Origin of the sequence: Xanthomonas sp. NCPPB 2586 (assembly GCF_041475775.2) — a bacterium.
In the GTDB taxonomy this organism is placed as follows: domain Bacteria; phylum Pseudomonadota; class Gammaproteobacteria; order Xanthomonadales; family Xanthomonadaceae; genus Xanthomonas; species Xanthomonas campestris.
The window spans coordinates 703,521-719,658 of record NZ_CM192981.1; the positions used below are offsets into that span (position 1 = coordinate 703,521).

A 16,138-nucleotide genomic window follows, 5' to 3' on the forward strand; every position below is an offset into this window, starting at 1 on the left:
CGTGTGGTCCGTCGTGCGGACATGGAGTGGTGATTGCATGCGTGCAGATCATGATGGGATCGCCAGCGCAGCGCGTTGAGGAGGCTGCAGCGTCAACGCTGATCGTCACTACGCGCACCCCGGCTCACGTCCCTGAGCACGGCGCCGTAGCCATGGTAGAGATTTGCAGCGGGCAGCTGGTTTTGCGCGTGCATCCAGCGATGCAAGGCCGGCAGTTGGTAGAACGGCACGCGCACATGCTGGTGGTGTTCGATGTGGTAGTGGATGCCATGCGGGCCGCAGAAAAAGGTTTGCCAGCTGCGCGCGACGATGGTGCGCGCGCTGTGGCGCTGGTCCTCGCACGCGGCGTAGCCGGCATGCTCGGTGATGGCACGGATGCGGGCGAACAGCTGCAGCAGCGTCAGCGCCGGCAGCAGCCATAGGCCCAGGTACAGCAGCGGGTGGCCAAATGCGGCGAGAGCCCCGAACAGCAGCCCGTTGCTGAGCAGGATCGTGCCGGCAACCAGCCCCGCGCGCTGCGGCACGGTACGGGTGTGCGCACTGGCTGGTTGTGTACGGCGCCTGCGTAGCGCACCACGGATGGCGAGTACGTAGCCGATGCCGGTGACATCGCGGAGCAATCGCAGCGCCAGCTCGCGGCGCGAGACAGGGTAGTCGGCAATGCCGAACATGATGGCCACTGGATCATCCGGCGACATCGGTGCGCGGTGATGCTGCAAATGCCCTTGCCGGTAGGCGAACAGCGACAGGAACAGCGGGCCGGCGGCCAGCGCCTGCGCCACCACGTCATTACGTGACTGGCGATGCGCCAGCAGGCGGTGCGCGCCCTCGTGCATCATCACCGCGAGCGCAAGCTGGGTGGGGGCAATCACCACAATCGCCAACGCATACACTGCCGGATGTGGATACAGCATGGCGGCGCCAAAGCACAGCGCGATCACGGCCCAGTCGGCGGCCAGTGCCATGCCGCTGCGCCAGGGCTGCAGACGGGCAAGCGCTATCGGCACCGTGGCGCTCATGCGTGCTGCCCGGTGGCTGTGAGTGCCACCCACGCGTGTGCAGGTGCGCCGCGTGCCAAGGCCAGGATCAGGCTGACCCACAGCTGCAGGCGCTGTGGCGCATCCAGCGTGGACGCGCCGTGCCCGGCGACGGGCGGGGTCGCGCGCAACGCGTCGCAGGCGCGGTGGATGGCATGCGCAAAGGCGTCTGCATCGCCCGTCCACGCAACGATTTGATGCGCCAGGCCGCAGGTTGCGGCATGCGCGGCATTGCGTTGTTGCTCCGGCTGCCCGGTGACGATCAGCAGGATGGGCCGCCGGTACACCTGCGCAATCGATAGCGCGGCCATGCCGGGCGCCGAGATCAGCAGCGTGCTGGTTGCGGCGTGGTCGATCCACCGTGGGTGGTCGGCCTGCCAGCCGGGGCGCTGCGCATAGCCTTCGCCGACACATAGGCTGCCCAATCCCGCGCGTCTCAGTCCTAGCTCCAGTGCCTGCGCGAGCGCGGGGTCGCGGAAGTGCGGGTTGAGATAGACCGCGGCCATTGGCGCGGTGGGGGTGGCAGATGGGGATGCAATCGCTACCGGTGTTGGCAGCCGCACGCGTCGTCCGCTGGCCTGTGGTTGTGCTTGCGCGAAGTCGTGCTCCAGTTGCGCGGCGGCGCGGTCGATCTGCCAGCCGATGGCGCCTGAGAACAGCGCAGCCAGCACGCGCGGCAGCCGGCCCTCGAAATTGCCCTGCAGGGCGGCGCGCAAGCTGCCGCCGTAGATGTGCACGATCTTGTGCCGCCAGACCGGCAGCATGCCCATCACCAGCAGCGCCGGATGAAAGGAATCGTTGAGGACCAGGTCGACCTCACGTAGGCGCCGCTGCAGTTGCAGGACATCGCGCAGCAGCCGCGCCGGATGCAGCAGATAGGCAGCCACGTTGGCATCGGTGGCGGCCGCGCGCATGTTCTGGCGCGCATCGAACTGCACGGCGTAATGCGGCGACAACACGCTTGCCTGGATGCCAAAGGTGTGGAGAAACCGTGCGCCGGCTACCGAGGTGGTGATGACCTCGACCGCGGCGCCCTGCGCCTGCAACGCATGCGTCAGCAGCTGTGCGCGCATCAGGTGGCCGCGTGCGTCGGCGGTGGCCAGGTACAGCAGGCGCGGGCGCTTCACCGCCACAGGTAAGCCCGTACACGCAGCACCGCACCGGCGGCATACATGCCGAGCGCGCCACTGACGCCGAATGCACGGTCGATCCGCCGCACCTTGGCCAGCAGTGACTGCAGCGCTGCCTGCTCATCTGCAGGCACCAGCCGCTGCAGGATCCTCTGGCACTGTTGCACGTGGCGTTGCTCATCGCCGAGAACGCGCGTGAGCAGCGGCTGCAGCGCATGGCCGGCAGGCAACACGCCGCAGTGCCGCTGCAAGACGCGCGAGGCCATCTGCTCGGCGCACAGCCCGATTGCAAACGCAGGCACCAGCAGGCCCTGCCGGAATTCACCCGCATGATGTGTTGCCAGCCGATGCCACTGCGCAATCTTGCGCCGGCTCAGGGCATCGGGCTGCGCGGAGGGCCGTGCGGCACCGCGTGCGGCCAGCGCGGCGGCGAACGCCTGTGCATGCCATTGTTCTTCCTGCAGATGCTGGTCCATCAGCGGCACCAGCCACGCAGGCCGCTGCACCGGCACCTCGCGCTGCAAGGCCAGCTCGGTGGCCTCCTCGCCAACCAGATACATCCGCAGCAGCAAGCACTTGCCGGCGACGCTGGCATGCAGCTGACGTAATGCGGCCGCCTTGATCCGATCGACCAGCCACGCCTGGGTGCGCGCCCAGCCACGCAGGGGCTGTGGCTGCAGCGCCAGGAGCGGCACGCCGCCAGCGGTGCCGGGGTCAGCTGGCAGCGCGCTGCTCACCGCTAGGAGTGGTGGTAAGACAGCGCCTGCGCATCGGCGCGGCGGCGGCGCCAGCCCAAGCCGGCGGCCAGGCTGCCGAGCATGTCCACCGCGGAGAACGCGGCGATCAGTGCCAGCGCGGCGCCCCGGCGCAGCCCGCGTACGGGCGGCAGGTCCTGCATATTTAAGGCTTGCGCGCTGAACCACAGACGCGATGCCAGCACGCACAGCGGCCCGACCGGCCCGCTGCGCGCCAGCCAGTGCAGCGATGCCGGCAGATACGCCTTGACCAGGTGCGGGGTCAGGCCCAGCGTGTCCTGGCCGCGCCACCAGCGCAGCTGCAGTGCTTCGCCACGGGTGTCGGGCAGCTTGTGCACCGTGTGCGCACGGGGTGCGTAGTGCACCGCGATGCCGCAGGCCTGCAGATGCAGCCCCAGCACCTGGCAGTGCGCGCGGTACACACCATCCAATGGCTGGTAGGCATGCGCGGCGAAGATCTCGCGCCGGAACACCACGTTGTTCGCATAGAAGTTGCGCGTGGCCTGCGGCTGCAAAGGGCTGGGGAAATACATGAAATCCAGCGTGGTCAGTGCGGTGCCCACCAGCGTGGCGGCGTAGCTGGTACGCCCGGCAACCGCTGCCAGCTGCGGCTGTGTGCTGAAGGGCAGCAACAGTTCGGCCAACCAGTCCGCCGCCGGCAGGCAGTCGGCATCGGCAAAGATCACGTAGTCGCACAGCGCCGGATCGGTGGCAGCAAAGCCACTGTTCTTCGCCTCGTAATAGCCGGTGGTGTGCGCAATGCGGACAAAGGTCACCGGCCGCCCGGCGATGCCGCTGAGCGCGGCGCAGGCGGTTTCGCTCAGGCCGTCGTGGGTCACGATCAGCTGCGCCAGCGCGGTGAGCGGAACCGTTTGCGCGGCCAGTGCGGCCACTGCACGCTGCAGGCTCTCCAGCACAGCGTTGTGTGCTGCGTCGCCACCGCGCAGGTTGTTGGTCTCCAGGACCAGGGCGCAGCGCAGTGCAATCGGCGTGGACATCGTACGGATCCCTGTGACGTCGTGATCTCCCGGCAGCTGCGCCGTTGGACTGATCGCAGATGCCATCAAGTGCCGAGAGTTGCGCGACTATACCGGGAAAGCACGGGTTGGGACGGCTGGCGGGTCCCTGGTGCCCGACGTCACCGCGTTCGACGTGCAGCCTGGTGTGCAAGTAACCGTGACGCCCAGCGTGCCGCATCAGTGCGACCGCAACGGTCGCACTGCGGTCAGCTCAATCCAGTGGCCCAAGCGCCTGCAACGCTGGTGCGCGCGCCATATCGTTGGGGTTGGTGCCGGGCAGGCCTTGTGGCACATCCATGCCCTTGCTGCGGTAAAACTCTGTCCAATATGCAGACATCTGCCCGCTCTGCGGGTTCTTGAAGTTCATCGGCTGCAGCGCGAAGACCTGATGCGCGCGGAAGGCGCGCTCGATGAAGTCCGAGCAGTAATAGCTGTTGTCGTCCTGCACGTAGGTCAGGTTGTAGGGCTTGCCGAGCATGCGCCGCGCCTGTGCGATGGCATCGGGAATCGCCGCACGCTGCGCGGCGTTGAGCCGGTACACGAAGATCTGCCGCTGTTTGGCACGCGCCTGCCGGATGAAGTCGGCAAGCGGTTGCTGGCGCGAGCCTTCCTCATCGGCATGCAGCACCACGCGCGCGCGGCCGTCATGGGCCACCAGGCCCACATGATCGAAGCTCGGTGCGCACTGGGTGGCGGTGGCATCGTCGATGGCGCCGCTCAGGCCGGTGCGCGCGGCGGTGACGAACAGCAGATCGCCATCATGCAGCCGCAGGGCCAGTGCCGATGTCGGCAGCAAGGCCAGCAGGAGCAGGGACAACAACAGCCGGAACAACAACAGCCGGAACGTGTGCATATGTGGATGCTTGGCGGTGGCAGGACGTGCCGATTATGGACAACAACGGCTGTCTCGGCGCGTATGCCGATGAAGGCGCAGCCCGGGGCGAGGGCAGCGGCTGTTGGCCGCGCGGTGCACGCAGCGAGGCGTCTGCTCCGCTGACGATCGGGAGTTCCAGCCGCAGCGCGTTGCAAGAAGCCTTGGCTTGCCCTGGATTGCAACAACGAAAGCCCAAGCCTGGCCCGTGTTTTGTAGACTACGCAGGCCAGCGGGCGTCGCCGTCGCCATCGTGTCGCGGCATTGCCTTGGTCGCCTGGAGTGTTGCATGCGTTCGTCTGCTGCGTTGTCGCCGATCGGCCGGCTGTTTGCCGTAGCCGCCCTGATCGAAGGAATCACCTGGGCCGGTCTGCTGATCGGCATGTGGCTCAAATATGGCCTGCAGACCACCGAGACGGTGGTCTGGCTGTTTGGCCGCCTGCATGGCGGTGCCTTTCTGTTCTATGTGGTGGTGAGCGTGCTGGCCGCGCTGCGGCTGCGTTGGCCGTGGTGGGCCTGGGCGCTGAGCCTGCTGGCCGCACTGCCGCCACTGGTGACGGTGCCGTTGGAACTTTGGTTCCGGCGCATTGGTTTGTTGGGTGTGCGGACGCGTTGATGCGGTTCGTCAGCGAGAGAGTGCATTTCCCCAACGAAAGCCACGGCTTCTACACCGAAGCGCATCGGCGTGAGTACTACACGCGCTTGCTGGCGTTCTTGAGCAAGCAGCTGGGTGGCAGCACTGCGGACCAGTAGCTGTGCTGGTCATGCGCTGGCGCGCGGCGCGGACGTGAGTGCAGTACCGTGCCGCGGCGCCATCGCGCAACGCATGAACCATCTGCGTCGCGCGATGACACCAGCTGCAACTGGTGTGCTCAGTGCTTCGGCACTGGCTGCATCTGGTATTGGGCTGGCGGCGTAGCACCGAGCAGATACTGCACGAAGTAGTCCCAACGGCGGCGGGTGACGTACGGGGTCAGGTCGCCATAGCCATGCTTGGCATTGGGCAGCATCAGCATGTCGAAGTTCTTGTTGGCCTTGATCAGCGCGTCGGCCACCAGCAGGGTGAGATACGGCGGCACGTTGTCGTCGAGCGTGCCGTGCACCAGCATCAGCCGGCCTTGCAGCTTGCTTGCATGCGTCGCGTTGGCCTGGTCGTCGTAATTGGAGGTGCCGTCCTTGTTGACGATGTGCTCGCCGTGGTACTTCTCGGCCCAGTCGTCTTCGTAGCCGCGGTTGTCGTGGTTGCCGCTTTCCGACCAGGCCACCTTGAACAGTTCGGGGTAGCGCAGCATCGCGCCGGTGGACGCATTGCCGCCACCGGAGTGGCCCCAGATGCCGACGCGGGTGGTGTCGAACCACGGATAGCGCTGGCCGAGTTCCTTCACCGCAGCCACCTGGTCGGGCAGGGTGTTGTCGCCCATGTTGGCGTACCAGGTGTCATGGAAGGTCTTGGAGCGCCAGGGCGTGCCCATGCCGTCGATGGCAATGACGATGAAGCCCAGTTCCGCCAGCGATTGATTGTCGCCATGGCCGGCGTAGAAGCCGCGCCCGCGCACCGAGCCGGTCTGTGGGCCGGGGTAGATGTAATCGATTACCGGATATTTGCGTGCCGGATCGAAGTGGGTGGGCTTGAACAGCAAGCCATACAAGGTGGTCTTGCCGTCGCGCGCCTTCACCGTGATCGGTTCCGGCGGGACCCAGCCGGCGGCCTTCAGGCGGGTGATGTCGGCGGTGGCGACGGTGCTGAGCGTGCGCCCATCGGCTGCGTCGCGCAGCACGCTGACCGGTGGGGTGAGCGTGGTGGAATAGGTGTCGACGAAGCGCGCGCCATCGGGTGAGAGTGCAATGCTGTGGTCGGCCGCTTCCGGCGTCAGCAGCACCGGTGCGCCGCCGTCCAGACTCACCTTCCACAGTTGCTGGTAGTACGGGTCCACGCCCGGCACCTTGCCCACGCCGACAAACCACGCGGTACGGCTCACCGGGTCCACGCGCAGCAGCTCGGTGACATTGCCTTCGCCGCTGGTGATCGCGCGTTTGGGCTTGCCGGTCTGCAGGTCGTACAGATACAGCTGGCCCCAGTCGCTGCGTTCGGAGAACCACACCGCTTCGTTGCTGCCGGGCAGATAGGCCCAGTTCGCCGCGACCTGGCCGCTTTCGTAATAGGTCTTGGCGGTTTCGTCGAAGGCGGTGCGTACCGCGCCGGTGCTGGCGTCGGCAATGCGCAGCCACACCTGCTTGTGGAAGCGCGAGGTGGAGGCGAACGCCAGGGTCTTGCTGTCCGGCGCCCACTTCACGTCGTCCCACAGGCCCGGCGAGCAGCTCACGTCATCGCACAGGGTGGAGCGGTGCTGGTCCGGCGGCAGCTTCAGGCGCACCACGCTGGCGGTGGGCACGTCGATGATGACGCGCTCGATCATGGTCACGTCCTTGTCGCCGGCCAGCGGGTATTTCCACGACTGCAGTTGCGGATGCCCGAGCTTGGTGCTGACCAGATACATATCGCCGGTCTTGCGCTGGTCCTGCTGGAAGGTGGCGATTTTGCGCGAGTCCGGCGACCACGCAACGATGGCGTTGTCGCTGTGCTGCCAGCCGGCGTTGTCGGTGGCGTAGCCGAAGTTTTCCACGCCATCGCGGGTCAGCTGGGTCTCCTTGCCGGTAGCCAGCTCACGCACCCACAGTTTCCAGTTGCGGATGAAGGCCTCGCGGGTCTTGTCCGGCGACAGCACGCCCGGTTCGGCCTTGTCGCTGGCGTAGACCTTGCTGCAGGCGGCGCGTGCATCGCAGATCACGTCGGTGTCGCGGATCTTGAAACGGTAGCGGCCATCGGCGGTGAGGCGGACCTTGGGCGCCAGCGTGGCGGCCTTGAGCGGTTTGTCGCCGGTCTTGAGCAAGCTGTTGAGCGCGGTGGCCAGCCGGGCAGGCTTGAACAGTGGCGCGGTATTGCCGGTGGCGGTGTCCAGCTGCAGCAGGCGGTCGCCCCTGGCGTCATGGTCCACATACACCACATGCGTGGGGTCCAGCCAGGTCACCTGCGTGGCAGCGTGGTCCACCAGCGGCTGCGCCAGATAGCTGACCAGGCGTTCGGCGCGCGCGTAATCGGCATCGGTCACGCTGGGCGCCTGCGCGCTGGCCAGTGCGGGCAGCAGGGCAACGGCCAGGGCGGTGAGCAGGTGGCGCATCGGCAACGGTGTGGGCATGTGGACCTCATCAAAAGGACGCGCGCCGAGCAGAGTGGCGCAACCCGGCAATGCTACGTGCACGGGTAGGGCCTGCGACCCTGCCATACGTCGTGCTTTGCCACGGTGCGCAGCTGCGGGCGTGGTGCCAGACGCGGCGCGCGCCGCGCAGCGGGTGCTGCTACTTGGCCATGCAGCGCTTCCAACGGTCGTTGACGCGTTGGGCGAACCAGGCGGTGGTGAGGGTGCGGGTGATCTTGGGGCTCTCCAGGGTGATGCCCGGCAGCACCGCGCGTGGCAGCGCCGCGTGGCCGTCGCGCTCGGCCACCGCGAAGACCTGGCGATACAGTGTGCTGTCGCCGAAATCGGCGCGGTTGCCGTCTTCGAGCGCGGCGCGGATCTGGCGGTCAGTCATGCCCAGCTGGCTGGCCAGCGCCCGTGCGGCGCGTTCGGTGCCGCCGGGTGCGTCCAGGCTGGCGCCCGGGGTGAGCAGGTCGCCATCCAGCGCCAGCGCGATGCCGCTGGCCTTGCTCAGTGCGGCCTGGAACGCGGCATTGCGGCTGGCGTACCAGCCGGCATTGAAATCGGCAAAGCGGTACAGCAGCGCGTCGTAGCGGGCGGGGTAGCCCAGCAAATGCCGGGTGCCGAACCACAGCCCGCCGCGGCGGCTGAATACCTCATGCCGGATGGAGTCGTCAGGCGGGTAGGGGTAGCGGTCGGCATGCTGCTCGGCGAAGGCGATGCTCACCTGCATCGGCCCGCCGGTACGCACCGGATTGAGCCCGCCAAACAAGCGCCCACCCAGCGGCACGCTGCCGGCGAAGTCTTCGAAGATGCCGCTCAGCTCCTGCTCGGTGCGCGCAGCGGCAATGCGGGTGGCATAGCTGCGGCCATCGGGCGAGGTGATGCGCAGCGCGGCATCGACCATGAAGCCGGGCAGGTGGTGGGCGCTGGCGCGGCGGTCGATCTCCGCACGCGAAATCTTGCCCAGGTTCGGCACCGGCGGATTGGCCTGATAGGTGGACTCCTGCTCGGTGACCGCCAGCACCGCGCAGATGTGTTCGGGCGTGGTGGCGATGTCCTGCGAGGCAAGCGCCACGTAGACGTCGGTGGCCCAGCCGGCGCGGTCGCTGAGCGATGCCGGCAGGCGGCGCGCGATATCGGCCTGCACGGCCTGTGGCGAGCGTTGCGGCGCGCGGGGCGCCTGCGTCGCACAGGCCGACAACAGGGCGAGCACGCCAAGCGCCAACAGGCGCGGAATCGAACGGGTCACGGCGTCTCCGGGAAAGGCGAGGGGTACTGCCGGGTGGCAGTTTACGTGGCGCGGTGTTGGTGGGCTGCGGAGGGCAGATGGCGGTCGTCTGCACGGCTTGCGAATTGCCTGGCGTGGTTCACCGGGACAGCGCGTTTGCTACTGACTATATGGCCTGTCACCCGGGCGCCAATGGCCGCGGCGATGCGCTGCGTGCGGGACAGGTGCAGGACCGGCGCGCGCCACAGCTCGAGCGGCGCTTCGTAGAACACGCATCGTAGAGCGCGGATCGCTGCCACGTTCAGCGGGCGCCATTCAAGACCCTGGCCACCCGGCCGATAAGCTCGACCATCTGCGCGATCGCCTGGTCGGGTACTGCGCGCGACCACCATCGTGCGCCGTGCCGCTATCGCGCGCGACTGCAGCATCGGTTCCATCACCTACGACGGAGGACTGCGCCATGCCACAGCAATCAGTACCTCCTCACCCAGGGCCACCTGCGTGCCATGGCCGCGATGCCATGGTGATTGCGATGCGTGTGCGATGAAGCGTCAGCGCACGGCGTGGTGGCTTCCGCATCTGTGCACTGCACTGCTGTGGGTCAGTGGCGCGGCCTGGAGCCAGCCGCAACCCTGGGCCAAGACCGAAGCCATGCTGCTCGACGACCCCACCGCCGCGCTGCAGGCCACCGAGCGACAGCTGCACCAGGCGCGCGCAAGCGGGCAGGCCGATGCCACGTTCTGGGCGGCCTTGGCACAGGCGCGGGTGCTGATTTCGCTGGAAGACAGTGCACGCCGCACACAGGCGCTGACGCAGGCACGCGACGTGCTGGACCAGCTGCATGGCAGCGGCGCACAGGCGCGGCTGTGGCTGGACACGGTGCAGGCACTGAGCGATGTGCGCGAAAACCCCAATCGCTCCATGGTGGCGCGGCTGGAAGAGTTGCGCCGACAGGCGCGCGCGCTGGGCCGTCGTGACCTGCTGTGCGAAGTCGACGCGGTGGACATGTGGAGCATGCTGGCGTCGGGCAGCAGCGATGAGGCCTGGAATGCCGCGCAGGCCAGCTACCAATGTGCGGTGCGCGAAGGATCGCTGTCGCTGGAGCTGGATGCGTTGACACAACTCGGGTCACTGGCCAGCCGCGTGGGCGGGCGCACCGCCAAGGAAAACGAAGCCGAAGCGTATCTGCTGCGCGCATTGACGCGCCTGGGTGACCTGCCGGCACGCTTCCAGCGCAGCCTGATCGAATACGAATACGGTGCCTCGTTGGCGCTGCAGCAGCCGGACGCGGCGTTGGTGCATTTCCGCCGCGCACTGGCCTTGAGCCGCGCGCTGGGCGATCAGGCCGGCGTGGCAGCGGCACTGACCAGTGCCAGCGAAGCCTTGATCGAGACCGGCGATGCCGCCGCGGCGCTGGTCACCGCCAACGAAGCGCTGCCGCTGATGCAGGCGCAGGGCAACATCGGCCGCGTCGCGGCCTGCCACGCGGTGTTGTTGAAGGCGATGACCGCGCTGAAGGATGCGCGCCTGGGCGAGGAGATCGCCGCGGCCAGGCGCGCCGATGGCCCGCAGCTGGCATCGAGCCGCCGTGTGGACCTGGCCGATGCCATTGCCGCGGCGCTGGCCTCGATGGGCCAGCACGCGCAGGCCTATGCCGAACTGCAACGTGCCAACGCCTTGCGTGAGCGTAGCCAGGAGGGCCAGCGCGACACGGTGATGCTGCGGCTGCATGCGCGCTACGAAGATGCACGCCGCAGTGCGGAAACCGCGGAATTGCGCCGCCGCAGCGAAACCGCGCAGTTGGCGCTGCAGGCGCGCGAAGCTGGTCAGCGCACCTTGTGGATCGCGCTGTGTGCGGCCTGCCTGTTGCTGATCGCCGCGCTGGTGGTGGTGACGGTGGGCTGGCGCCATCGCCGCCAGCTCTCCACTCTGGCCATGCGCGACGAACTGACCGGCCTGCCCAACCGTCGCGCGATCCGTACCGAGGCGCAGCAGCAGATCGAGCATGCGCTGCGTACACGCACCTCCTGCATGCTGGCCTTGATCGACCTGGACCACTTCAAGCAGATCAACGACGTGCACGGCCATGCCACCGGCGACGCGGTGCTCAAGGCGCTGGCTGCCGCGTCCCGGCGCGCCCTGCGCGAGCGCGACCAGCTCGGCCGGTTGGGCGGCGAGGAATTTCTGCTGGTGTTGCCGGGCTGCACCGCTGACGAAATCGGCAACGTGTTCGCGCGTCTGCGCAGTGCGGTGGCGGCGATTGCCATCGCAGGCCTGCCGGCAGATGCGCCGGTGCGCTTCTGCCTGGGCGCGGTGCGCGTCACCCCGGCGACCGGGCTGGACGTGCTGCTGAGTCAGGCCGACCTGGCGCTGTACGCCGCCAAGACCGCCGGCCGCGACCAATGGGCCGTGTACGGCGCGTAGTGCAAGTGCGCGCCCTGGTGCAATGCGACAATGGCGCCGCAGTGCGGCACACTTTGCGCAGCGGCGCTGCCGCTCCTCCCGCCTGCTCAGCGATGCCATTCCGTGCGAACCGATAGCCGCCTTTCCCGCATGCTGCATGTGCTGTTGCACATGGCCAGAAGTGCGCAGCCGATGACCTCCGAACAGATCGCCCGCATGCTGTCGACCAATGCGGTGGTGGTGCGGCGGACCATGGCCGGCCTGCGCGAGGCCGGCTACGTGCAATCGTCCAAGGGCCACCACGGTGGCTGGCAGTTGGCGCGCGATCTTGCTCAAGTCACATTGCTGGATGTGCACCGCGCTGTCGGTGGCCCGCATCTGTTCGCAATCGGCACCGACCAGGACCACCCGCAATGCGGTGTGGAGCGTGTGGTCAATGCCGCCATCGCCGACGCGCTCACCGCCGCCGAAACCTTGCTGTTGGAGCGCCTGGGAACGGTGACCCTGGCGGACCTGGCCAGTGACTTCGATGCCTTGTGCAAGACCGCCACACCCGTGCAAGCCGCGGGAAAAGCCAAGCGCGTACGGCGCGATTGAGCGGTTCGGCAGCGCCGGTGGCCTGTGGTGGGTGCGCTCGGTTGCCGGGGTCCTCGCTTGCCAGCGATGGTTGACTGATCTGTCTGCTTGCATGCAGCCTGATGCTGCTTCAACGCAATGAGTAGTTCAATCGCTGCGCGTCGAATGAGGTGACGGGCGACGCATGCACTTGTGGTCTCTGTAAGCCTTGCTCATCGCAGTGCTACGCATTGCAGGCAATCACGCGTCAGGCTGCACGCTGTGCGTGGCGCGGCGTTGGCCATGTGATCAGCGCGGTGCGCGCAGTCGCCTCGCAACCTCCGCAATCTCGCAGTGCTTAGCGTTGCAGGGCATGACAGATCGACGCCGTGGATCACCAGCTCGCCGGCACGCGTGTTGAGGTTAGCCACGTGCTGCACCGCCTTGATCATCCACGAATAGCGCCCGTTGCCGGCGTCGCCCAGCACCTTGAAGCCATAGAGCTGCGTCCCCGGCTGGCTGCACTCCAGGCTGTTGCCCTGCAGTGGCCATGCGATCAACACGGCACGCACAGTCGCTTCAAGTGCTGACTCCAGTCTCGACAAAAACGCAGCTGCTGAGCTCGCTGATGAGCGCATGCACAACCACACAGCCCTTCGGTGACCGCTTGAACCGTTGGCCCAATCATGTAACATCGAAAAGTGCATAAAGAAGCAGAAGGCAAGGCAGCGCAATGCACTACGACGTGATCATCATCGGTGGCAGCTACGCGGGACTCTCGGCCGGCTTGCAGCTCGCGCGTGCACGCCGCCGCATTCTGGTGGTGGACAGTGGTCTGCGCCGCAATCGCTTTGCCGCAACCTCGCATGGTTTTTTGAGCCGCGACGGCGAGTCGCCTGCGCAGATTGCCGCGCACGGGCGCACGCAGTTGCGCGCGTATCCCGATGTGCACTGGGCCGATGCCGAGGTGACGCAGGTGGACGGCACCGCAGAGGCATTCCGCGTGACGCTTGGCAATGGTGGGGCCCACATGGCGCGCCGTCTCATCATTGCCACGGGTGTGGTGGACCGCCTGCCGGATATCCCGGGCCTGGCCGAGCGCTGGGGCAAGCAGATCTTCGTTTGCCCGTATTGCCATGGCTACGAACTGGAGCAGGGACAAATTGGCGTGCTGGCCACGTCTGCGTTTGCGGTGCACCAGGCCGCGATGCTGCCGGATTGGGGCGTCACCCGCCTGTTCTTGAACGATGCGCTGGTCTTGGACGCCACGCAGAACGCCCAACTACAGGCACGCGGCGTGACCCTGGTGCCAGGCGCGGTGGCCCGCATCCAGGGCGACGACGCGCATGTGGAGGTGGTGCTGCGCGATGGGCAAACCACACAATTGGACGGCCTGTTCATCACCACGCAAACCCACATCAGCCCTGTGGTGACGGCAATGGGGTGCGCCCTGGCGGACGGGCCACTGGGCAGCCATGTAGCGGTGGATGCAATGCAGGCCACCTCGGTTCCCGGGGTCTTTGCATGCGGCGACATTGCCAGCCCCGCAGCCTCGGTGACCTTCGCGGTGGCCAGCGGTGCCATGGCCGGCGTGGCCGCGCATCGCTCGCTGATCTTTGGCTTGCCGGCGTGAACTGAGCCGGCGCGGTGACCGCGGAGCGGCGAAGAGAGAACTCGCGCGCGTAATCGGTGTTATCGCCGCCATTTTGCACCGGATCCAGCTAATGAATGTTGGTCGGCGGTAACAGCCATGTACCGCGATCTATGCCGAAGCGTGCGCTCGCCCTCTGCATTTACTGACGAGTGCGCGCTGCGCTCGTCAGCCGCTGCAGTGGTTTGCGAATCGCCCGCAGCAACACCGTTGCGTCTGCGCATCGGCCGCATACAAATACGCCCGGTGCAGGGAGAACGGCAGCAAACCGTAGTGTCTGCCGATCTCCCTGCACCGGGCGCGTGGAGACGACTGCAGTGCGCAGTCGTCTCTGCTGTTACTGCTGCACTTCCTGGAACGGCACGTTATGTTCCTTGGAATACGCGCGCTGCGCCGTGTTCAAGGCCTGGATATCAGCCACCAGGCCGTTGGCGGTGGTCTGCAGCTGCTTGCCCAGCGGTGCCAGGGTCTCGTTGGTGTAGCCATCCGGCAACGCGGCAATCTGCTCCATCGCGGCCATGGTGGCATCGGCGCTCTTGAGGGTGGCAACCAGCTTGGCATCCAGCTCCTTGGCGTTATCGGGCACGCCCGAGGCCATCATCGTGTTGGCCTGCGTATTGGCGGCCAGGGCCTTGCGCTGGCCGGCCAGTGCAATCTTGTACTGCTCCAGCGGCTTGTGCGCGATGGCATCGGCCATCAGCGACTGCCCACGCTCGCCCGACACCCATGGGTCGACGATTTGGACCACGCCGTTCCACACCGAGATGTTATGCAGGAGATAGTCGCTGGAGGACATCTTGGAGGCGCCGCTGGCGATATCGCTTCCGCCACAGGCAGACAGCAGCAGGCTGAAAGAAAGCACGACAAACGCGGTGAAAGTCTTCAAAGCAGAGTCCTTGGTACGGGTTTTCCGCGGCAGGGGCCGCAGCGAACAGGAGAACACCAAGGAAGCGCCAACGGCCTGCAGCATCGCGACCGATGCGGACGATCTTCCTTGATACGAAGCAGCGCTGGGGTCCATCCCGCGATGCGGGTGCGCTACGGCATGGAGTATAGCGGCCGTCGTCAGATGCATGCGGCATTGCCCGCTCAAGCGCGATCTGTACGCGCTCAGCCACGCATCGCGCGCTGTGCAGCTAGCGGCGTGGAGCTGTGTGAGCATGCGACATCGGTAAACTGGCGAACTATTCGTTGCAGTGGCACTACGTTGAAACAACCCCGTCGCCGTGCAGTTGTACCAGCACCCAACTCACGCAAGGAGCGCATCGCGGCGGTGCTGCAAGGTGCGGGCATGCTACTGGTGGCCGCAGCCTGCTGCATGCGGCTGGCGCTGCTGGTCGAGGCCGTGGTGAAGGGGCGTTATGTCAGCGTCATCCGTGGGCGGCCGACACGCATTTTCCTGCTGGAGGCGGATCCGCAGCGTTACTGGATCGCCATTGGCTGGGATGCGGCGTTGACAGGTGGCTTGTTGGTGCTGCTGCTGGTGATCGCCCGCATGTGGTGGCTGCAGCGGCGCTGATGCCGCGTGTAACCCACTGTTGTGCAGCGATGCGTCTTGCGCATGGCAGCGCGCTAGCAGCACAGCGCATTAGCGCAGTGCTGTTCTGAGACGTTGCGTGCGTTGCGCATTCCTGCGCGGTATGGCGCGCTGCATCAAGCTCATCGCCGTGACGGTCAAGCGCCATCACGGCCGCAGTTCGGCCGCCCCCGCTCAGCGTGTGGGCTGCCCTGCCGCTGGCTTCTTCGGCTTGAGATTCGGCCAGGTGTCGTAGCCGTAGACGAAGTTCTTCTGGTCGGTGCCCTCGGTGGGGTCGCAGCGTGGCGAACTTCCGCTGCCGGCGACGCCGGGTTCCAGCTTCCCGCCTACATCGCGCACGGCCTGCGCGGCGTAGTCGCAGATCGGCCCGTCGGTTGCTACGTTCCAATCGGTGCGCGTACTGGGCTTGGCATGCTGGATCAACACGATTGGCGTGCCGTTGAACACATGCACTTGTGCAGCGTAATCGCGCCCGGTGCTGAAATAGCAGGGTGCCGGAATGCCCAGCGGCAGGGTTTCGGCATCGCGCTGGACCACGCATTGCCCATCGCGTTCGCCCAACTGCAGGACCCGGCCCGCCAGGGTGGCGGTGGTCACCGGATGGCGCGTGGTCACCGGTGACGATGCGGCGGCGGGAGTCTGTGCGTCTGCCGGCAGGCAGGCGAGCATCAAACCGAGTGCGAGGGTGCTGGCGGCAACTGGCAGGTGCATGCAACGTCCGTGTCGATGGCGCCGCAGTATGGCAGATGCGC

The 16,138-nt window shown here is 66.8% G+C and carries 15 protein-coding genes; 6 read left to right on the forward strand and 9 right to left on the reverse strand.

Annotated features, from left to right (window positions below; all coding sequences use genetic code 11):
• Positions 1-92: 92 nt before the first annotated feature.
• The 5 genes from ACCQ09_RS03065 to ACCQ09_RS03085 form a co-directional block, all read right to left on the reverse strand.
• Positions 93-1,019, reverse strand: coding sequence for a fatty acid desaturase family protein (locus tag ACCQ09_RS03065; protein ID WP_228428309.1), 927 nt, complete (start codon positions 1,017-1,019; stop codon positions 93-95).
• Positions 1,016-2,170 (reverse strand): glycosyltransferase family protein, encoded by a 1,155-nt coding sequence (locus tag ACCQ09_RS03070; protein WP_274497044.1) that lies wholly within the window; start codon positions 2,168-2,170, stop codon positions 1,016-1,018. Before ACCQ09_RS03070 ends, ACCQ09_RS03065 begins: the two co-directional genes overlap by 4 nt.
• Entirely contained in the window at positions 2,161-2,904 is a 744-nt protein-coding gene (locus ACCQ09_RS03075; RefSeq protein ID WP_228428307.1) for a hypothetical protein, read from the reverse strand. The genes ACCQ09_RS03070 and ACCQ09_RS03075 overlap by 10 nt, the downstream gene beginning before the upstream one ends.
• A 2-nt stretch (positions 2,905-2,906) precedes the next feature.
• The gene (locus ACCQ09_RS03080; protein ID WP_019237236.1) at positions 2,907-3,920 is read right to left on the reverse strand and encodes a glycosyltransferase family 2 protein; all 1,014 of its coding nucleotides are present in this window, start codon (positions 3,918-3,920) and stop codon (positions 2,907-2,909) included.
• A gap of 232 nt (positions 3,921-4,152) precedes the next feature.
• On the reverse strand, positions 4,153-4,794 hold the full coding sequence (locus tag ACCQ09_RS03085; RefSeq protein ID WP_228428306.1) for a YiiX/YebB-like N1pC/P60 family cysteine hydrolase: 642 nt from the start codon (positions 4,792-4,794) through the stop codon (positions 4,153-4,155).
• A gap of 307 nt (positions 4,795-5,101) precedes the next feature.
• Here ACCQ09_RS03085 and ACCQ09_RS03090 point away from each other — a divergent pair, with 307 nt between their 5' ends.
• Complete coding sequence (locus tag ACCQ09_RS03090; protein WP_040940558.1) at positions 5,102-5,428, forward strand: DUF3817 domain-containing protein; 327 nt, start codon at positions 5,102-5,104, stop codon at positions 5,426-5,428.
• The gene (locus tag ACCQ09_RS03095) at positions 5,428-5,565 is read left to right on the forward strand and encodes a hypothetical protein (RefSeq protein WP_162866353.1); all 138 of its coding nucleotides are present in this window, start codon (positions 5,428-5,430) and stop codon (positions 5,563-5,565) included. Before ACCQ09_RS03090 ends, ACCQ09_RS03095 begins: the two co-directional genes overlap by 1 nt.
• A gap of 119 nt (positions 5,566-5,684) precedes the next feature.
• Here the strand turns inward: ACCQ09_RS03095 and ACCQ09_RS03100 are convergent, their stop codons facing one another.
• Complete coding sequence (locus ACCQ09_RS03100) at positions 5,685-8,009, reverse strand: S9 family peptidase (protein WP_040940559.1); 2,325 nt, start codon at positions 8,007-8,009, stop codon at positions 5,685-5,687.
• Between the two features lie 160 nt (positions 8,010-8,169).
• Complete coding sequence (locus ACCQ09_RS03105; protein ID WP_040940560.1) at positions 8,170-9,261, reverse strand: DUF1615 domain-containing protein; 1,092 nt, start codon at positions 9,259-9,261, stop codon at positions 8,170-8,172.
• Between the two features lie 522 nt (positions 9,262-9,783).
• Here ACCQ09_RS03105 and ACCQ09_RS03110 point away from each other — a divergent pair.
• The 3 genes from ACCQ09_RS03110 to ACCQ09_RS03120 all read left to right on the forward strand — a co-directional run bounded on the left by ACCQ09_RS03110 (position 9,784) and on the right by ACCQ09_RS03120 (position 13,831).
• Positions 9,784-11,664, forward strand: coding sequence for a GGDEF domain-containing protein (locus ACCQ09_RS03110; RefSeq protein WP_052844639.1), 1,881 nt, complete (start codon positions 9,784-9,786; stop codon positions 11,662-11,664).
• Positions 11,665-11,793: 129 nt separating this feature from the next.
• The gene (locus ACCQ09_RS03115; RefSeq protein WP_016944769.1) at positions 11,794-12,240 is read left to right on the forward strand and encodes an Rrf2 family transcriptional regulator; all 447 of its coding nucleotides are present in this window, start codon (positions 11,794-11,796) and stop codon (positions 12,238-12,240) included.
• A 691-nt stretch (positions 12,241-12,931) separates the two neighbouring features.
• A complete protein-coding gene (locus tag ACCQ09_RS03120; RefSeq protein WP_068574301.1) occupies positions 12,932-13,831 on the forward strand; it encodes an NAD(P)/FAD-dependent oxidoreductase in 900 nt (299 codons plus the stop codon).
• Positions 13,832-14,186: 355 nt separating this feature from the next.
• Here ACCQ09_RS03120 and ACCQ09_RS03125 read toward each other — a convergent pair whose 3' ends face one another.
• Positions 14,187-14,735 (reverse strand): hypothetical protein, encoded by a 549-nt coding sequence (locus ACCQ09_RS03125; RefSeq protein WP_014509081.1) that lies wholly within the window; start codon positions 14,733-14,735, stop codon positions 14,187-14,189.
• A 141-nt stretch (positions 14,736-14,876) separates the two neighbouring features.
• Between ACCQ09_RS03125 and ACCQ09_RS03130 the strand changes: the two genes are divergently transcribed.
• Positions 14,877-15,368 (forward strand): hypothetical protein, encoded by a 492-nt coding sequence (locus ACCQ09_RS03130; protein ID WP_506183030.1) that lies wholly within the window; start codon positions 14,877-14,879, stop codon positions 15,366-15,368.
• A gap of 192 nt (positions 15,369-15,560) precedes the next feature.
• On the opposite strand, the gene ACCQ09_RS03135 is transcribed toward ACCQ09_RS03130, so the two are convergent.
• A complete protein-coding gene (locus tag ACCQ09_RS03135; protein WP_040940563.1) occupies positions 15,561-16,097 on the reverse strand; it encodes a hypothetical protein in 537 nt (178 codons plus the stop codon).
• Positions 16,098-16,138: the final 41 nt, after the last annotated feature.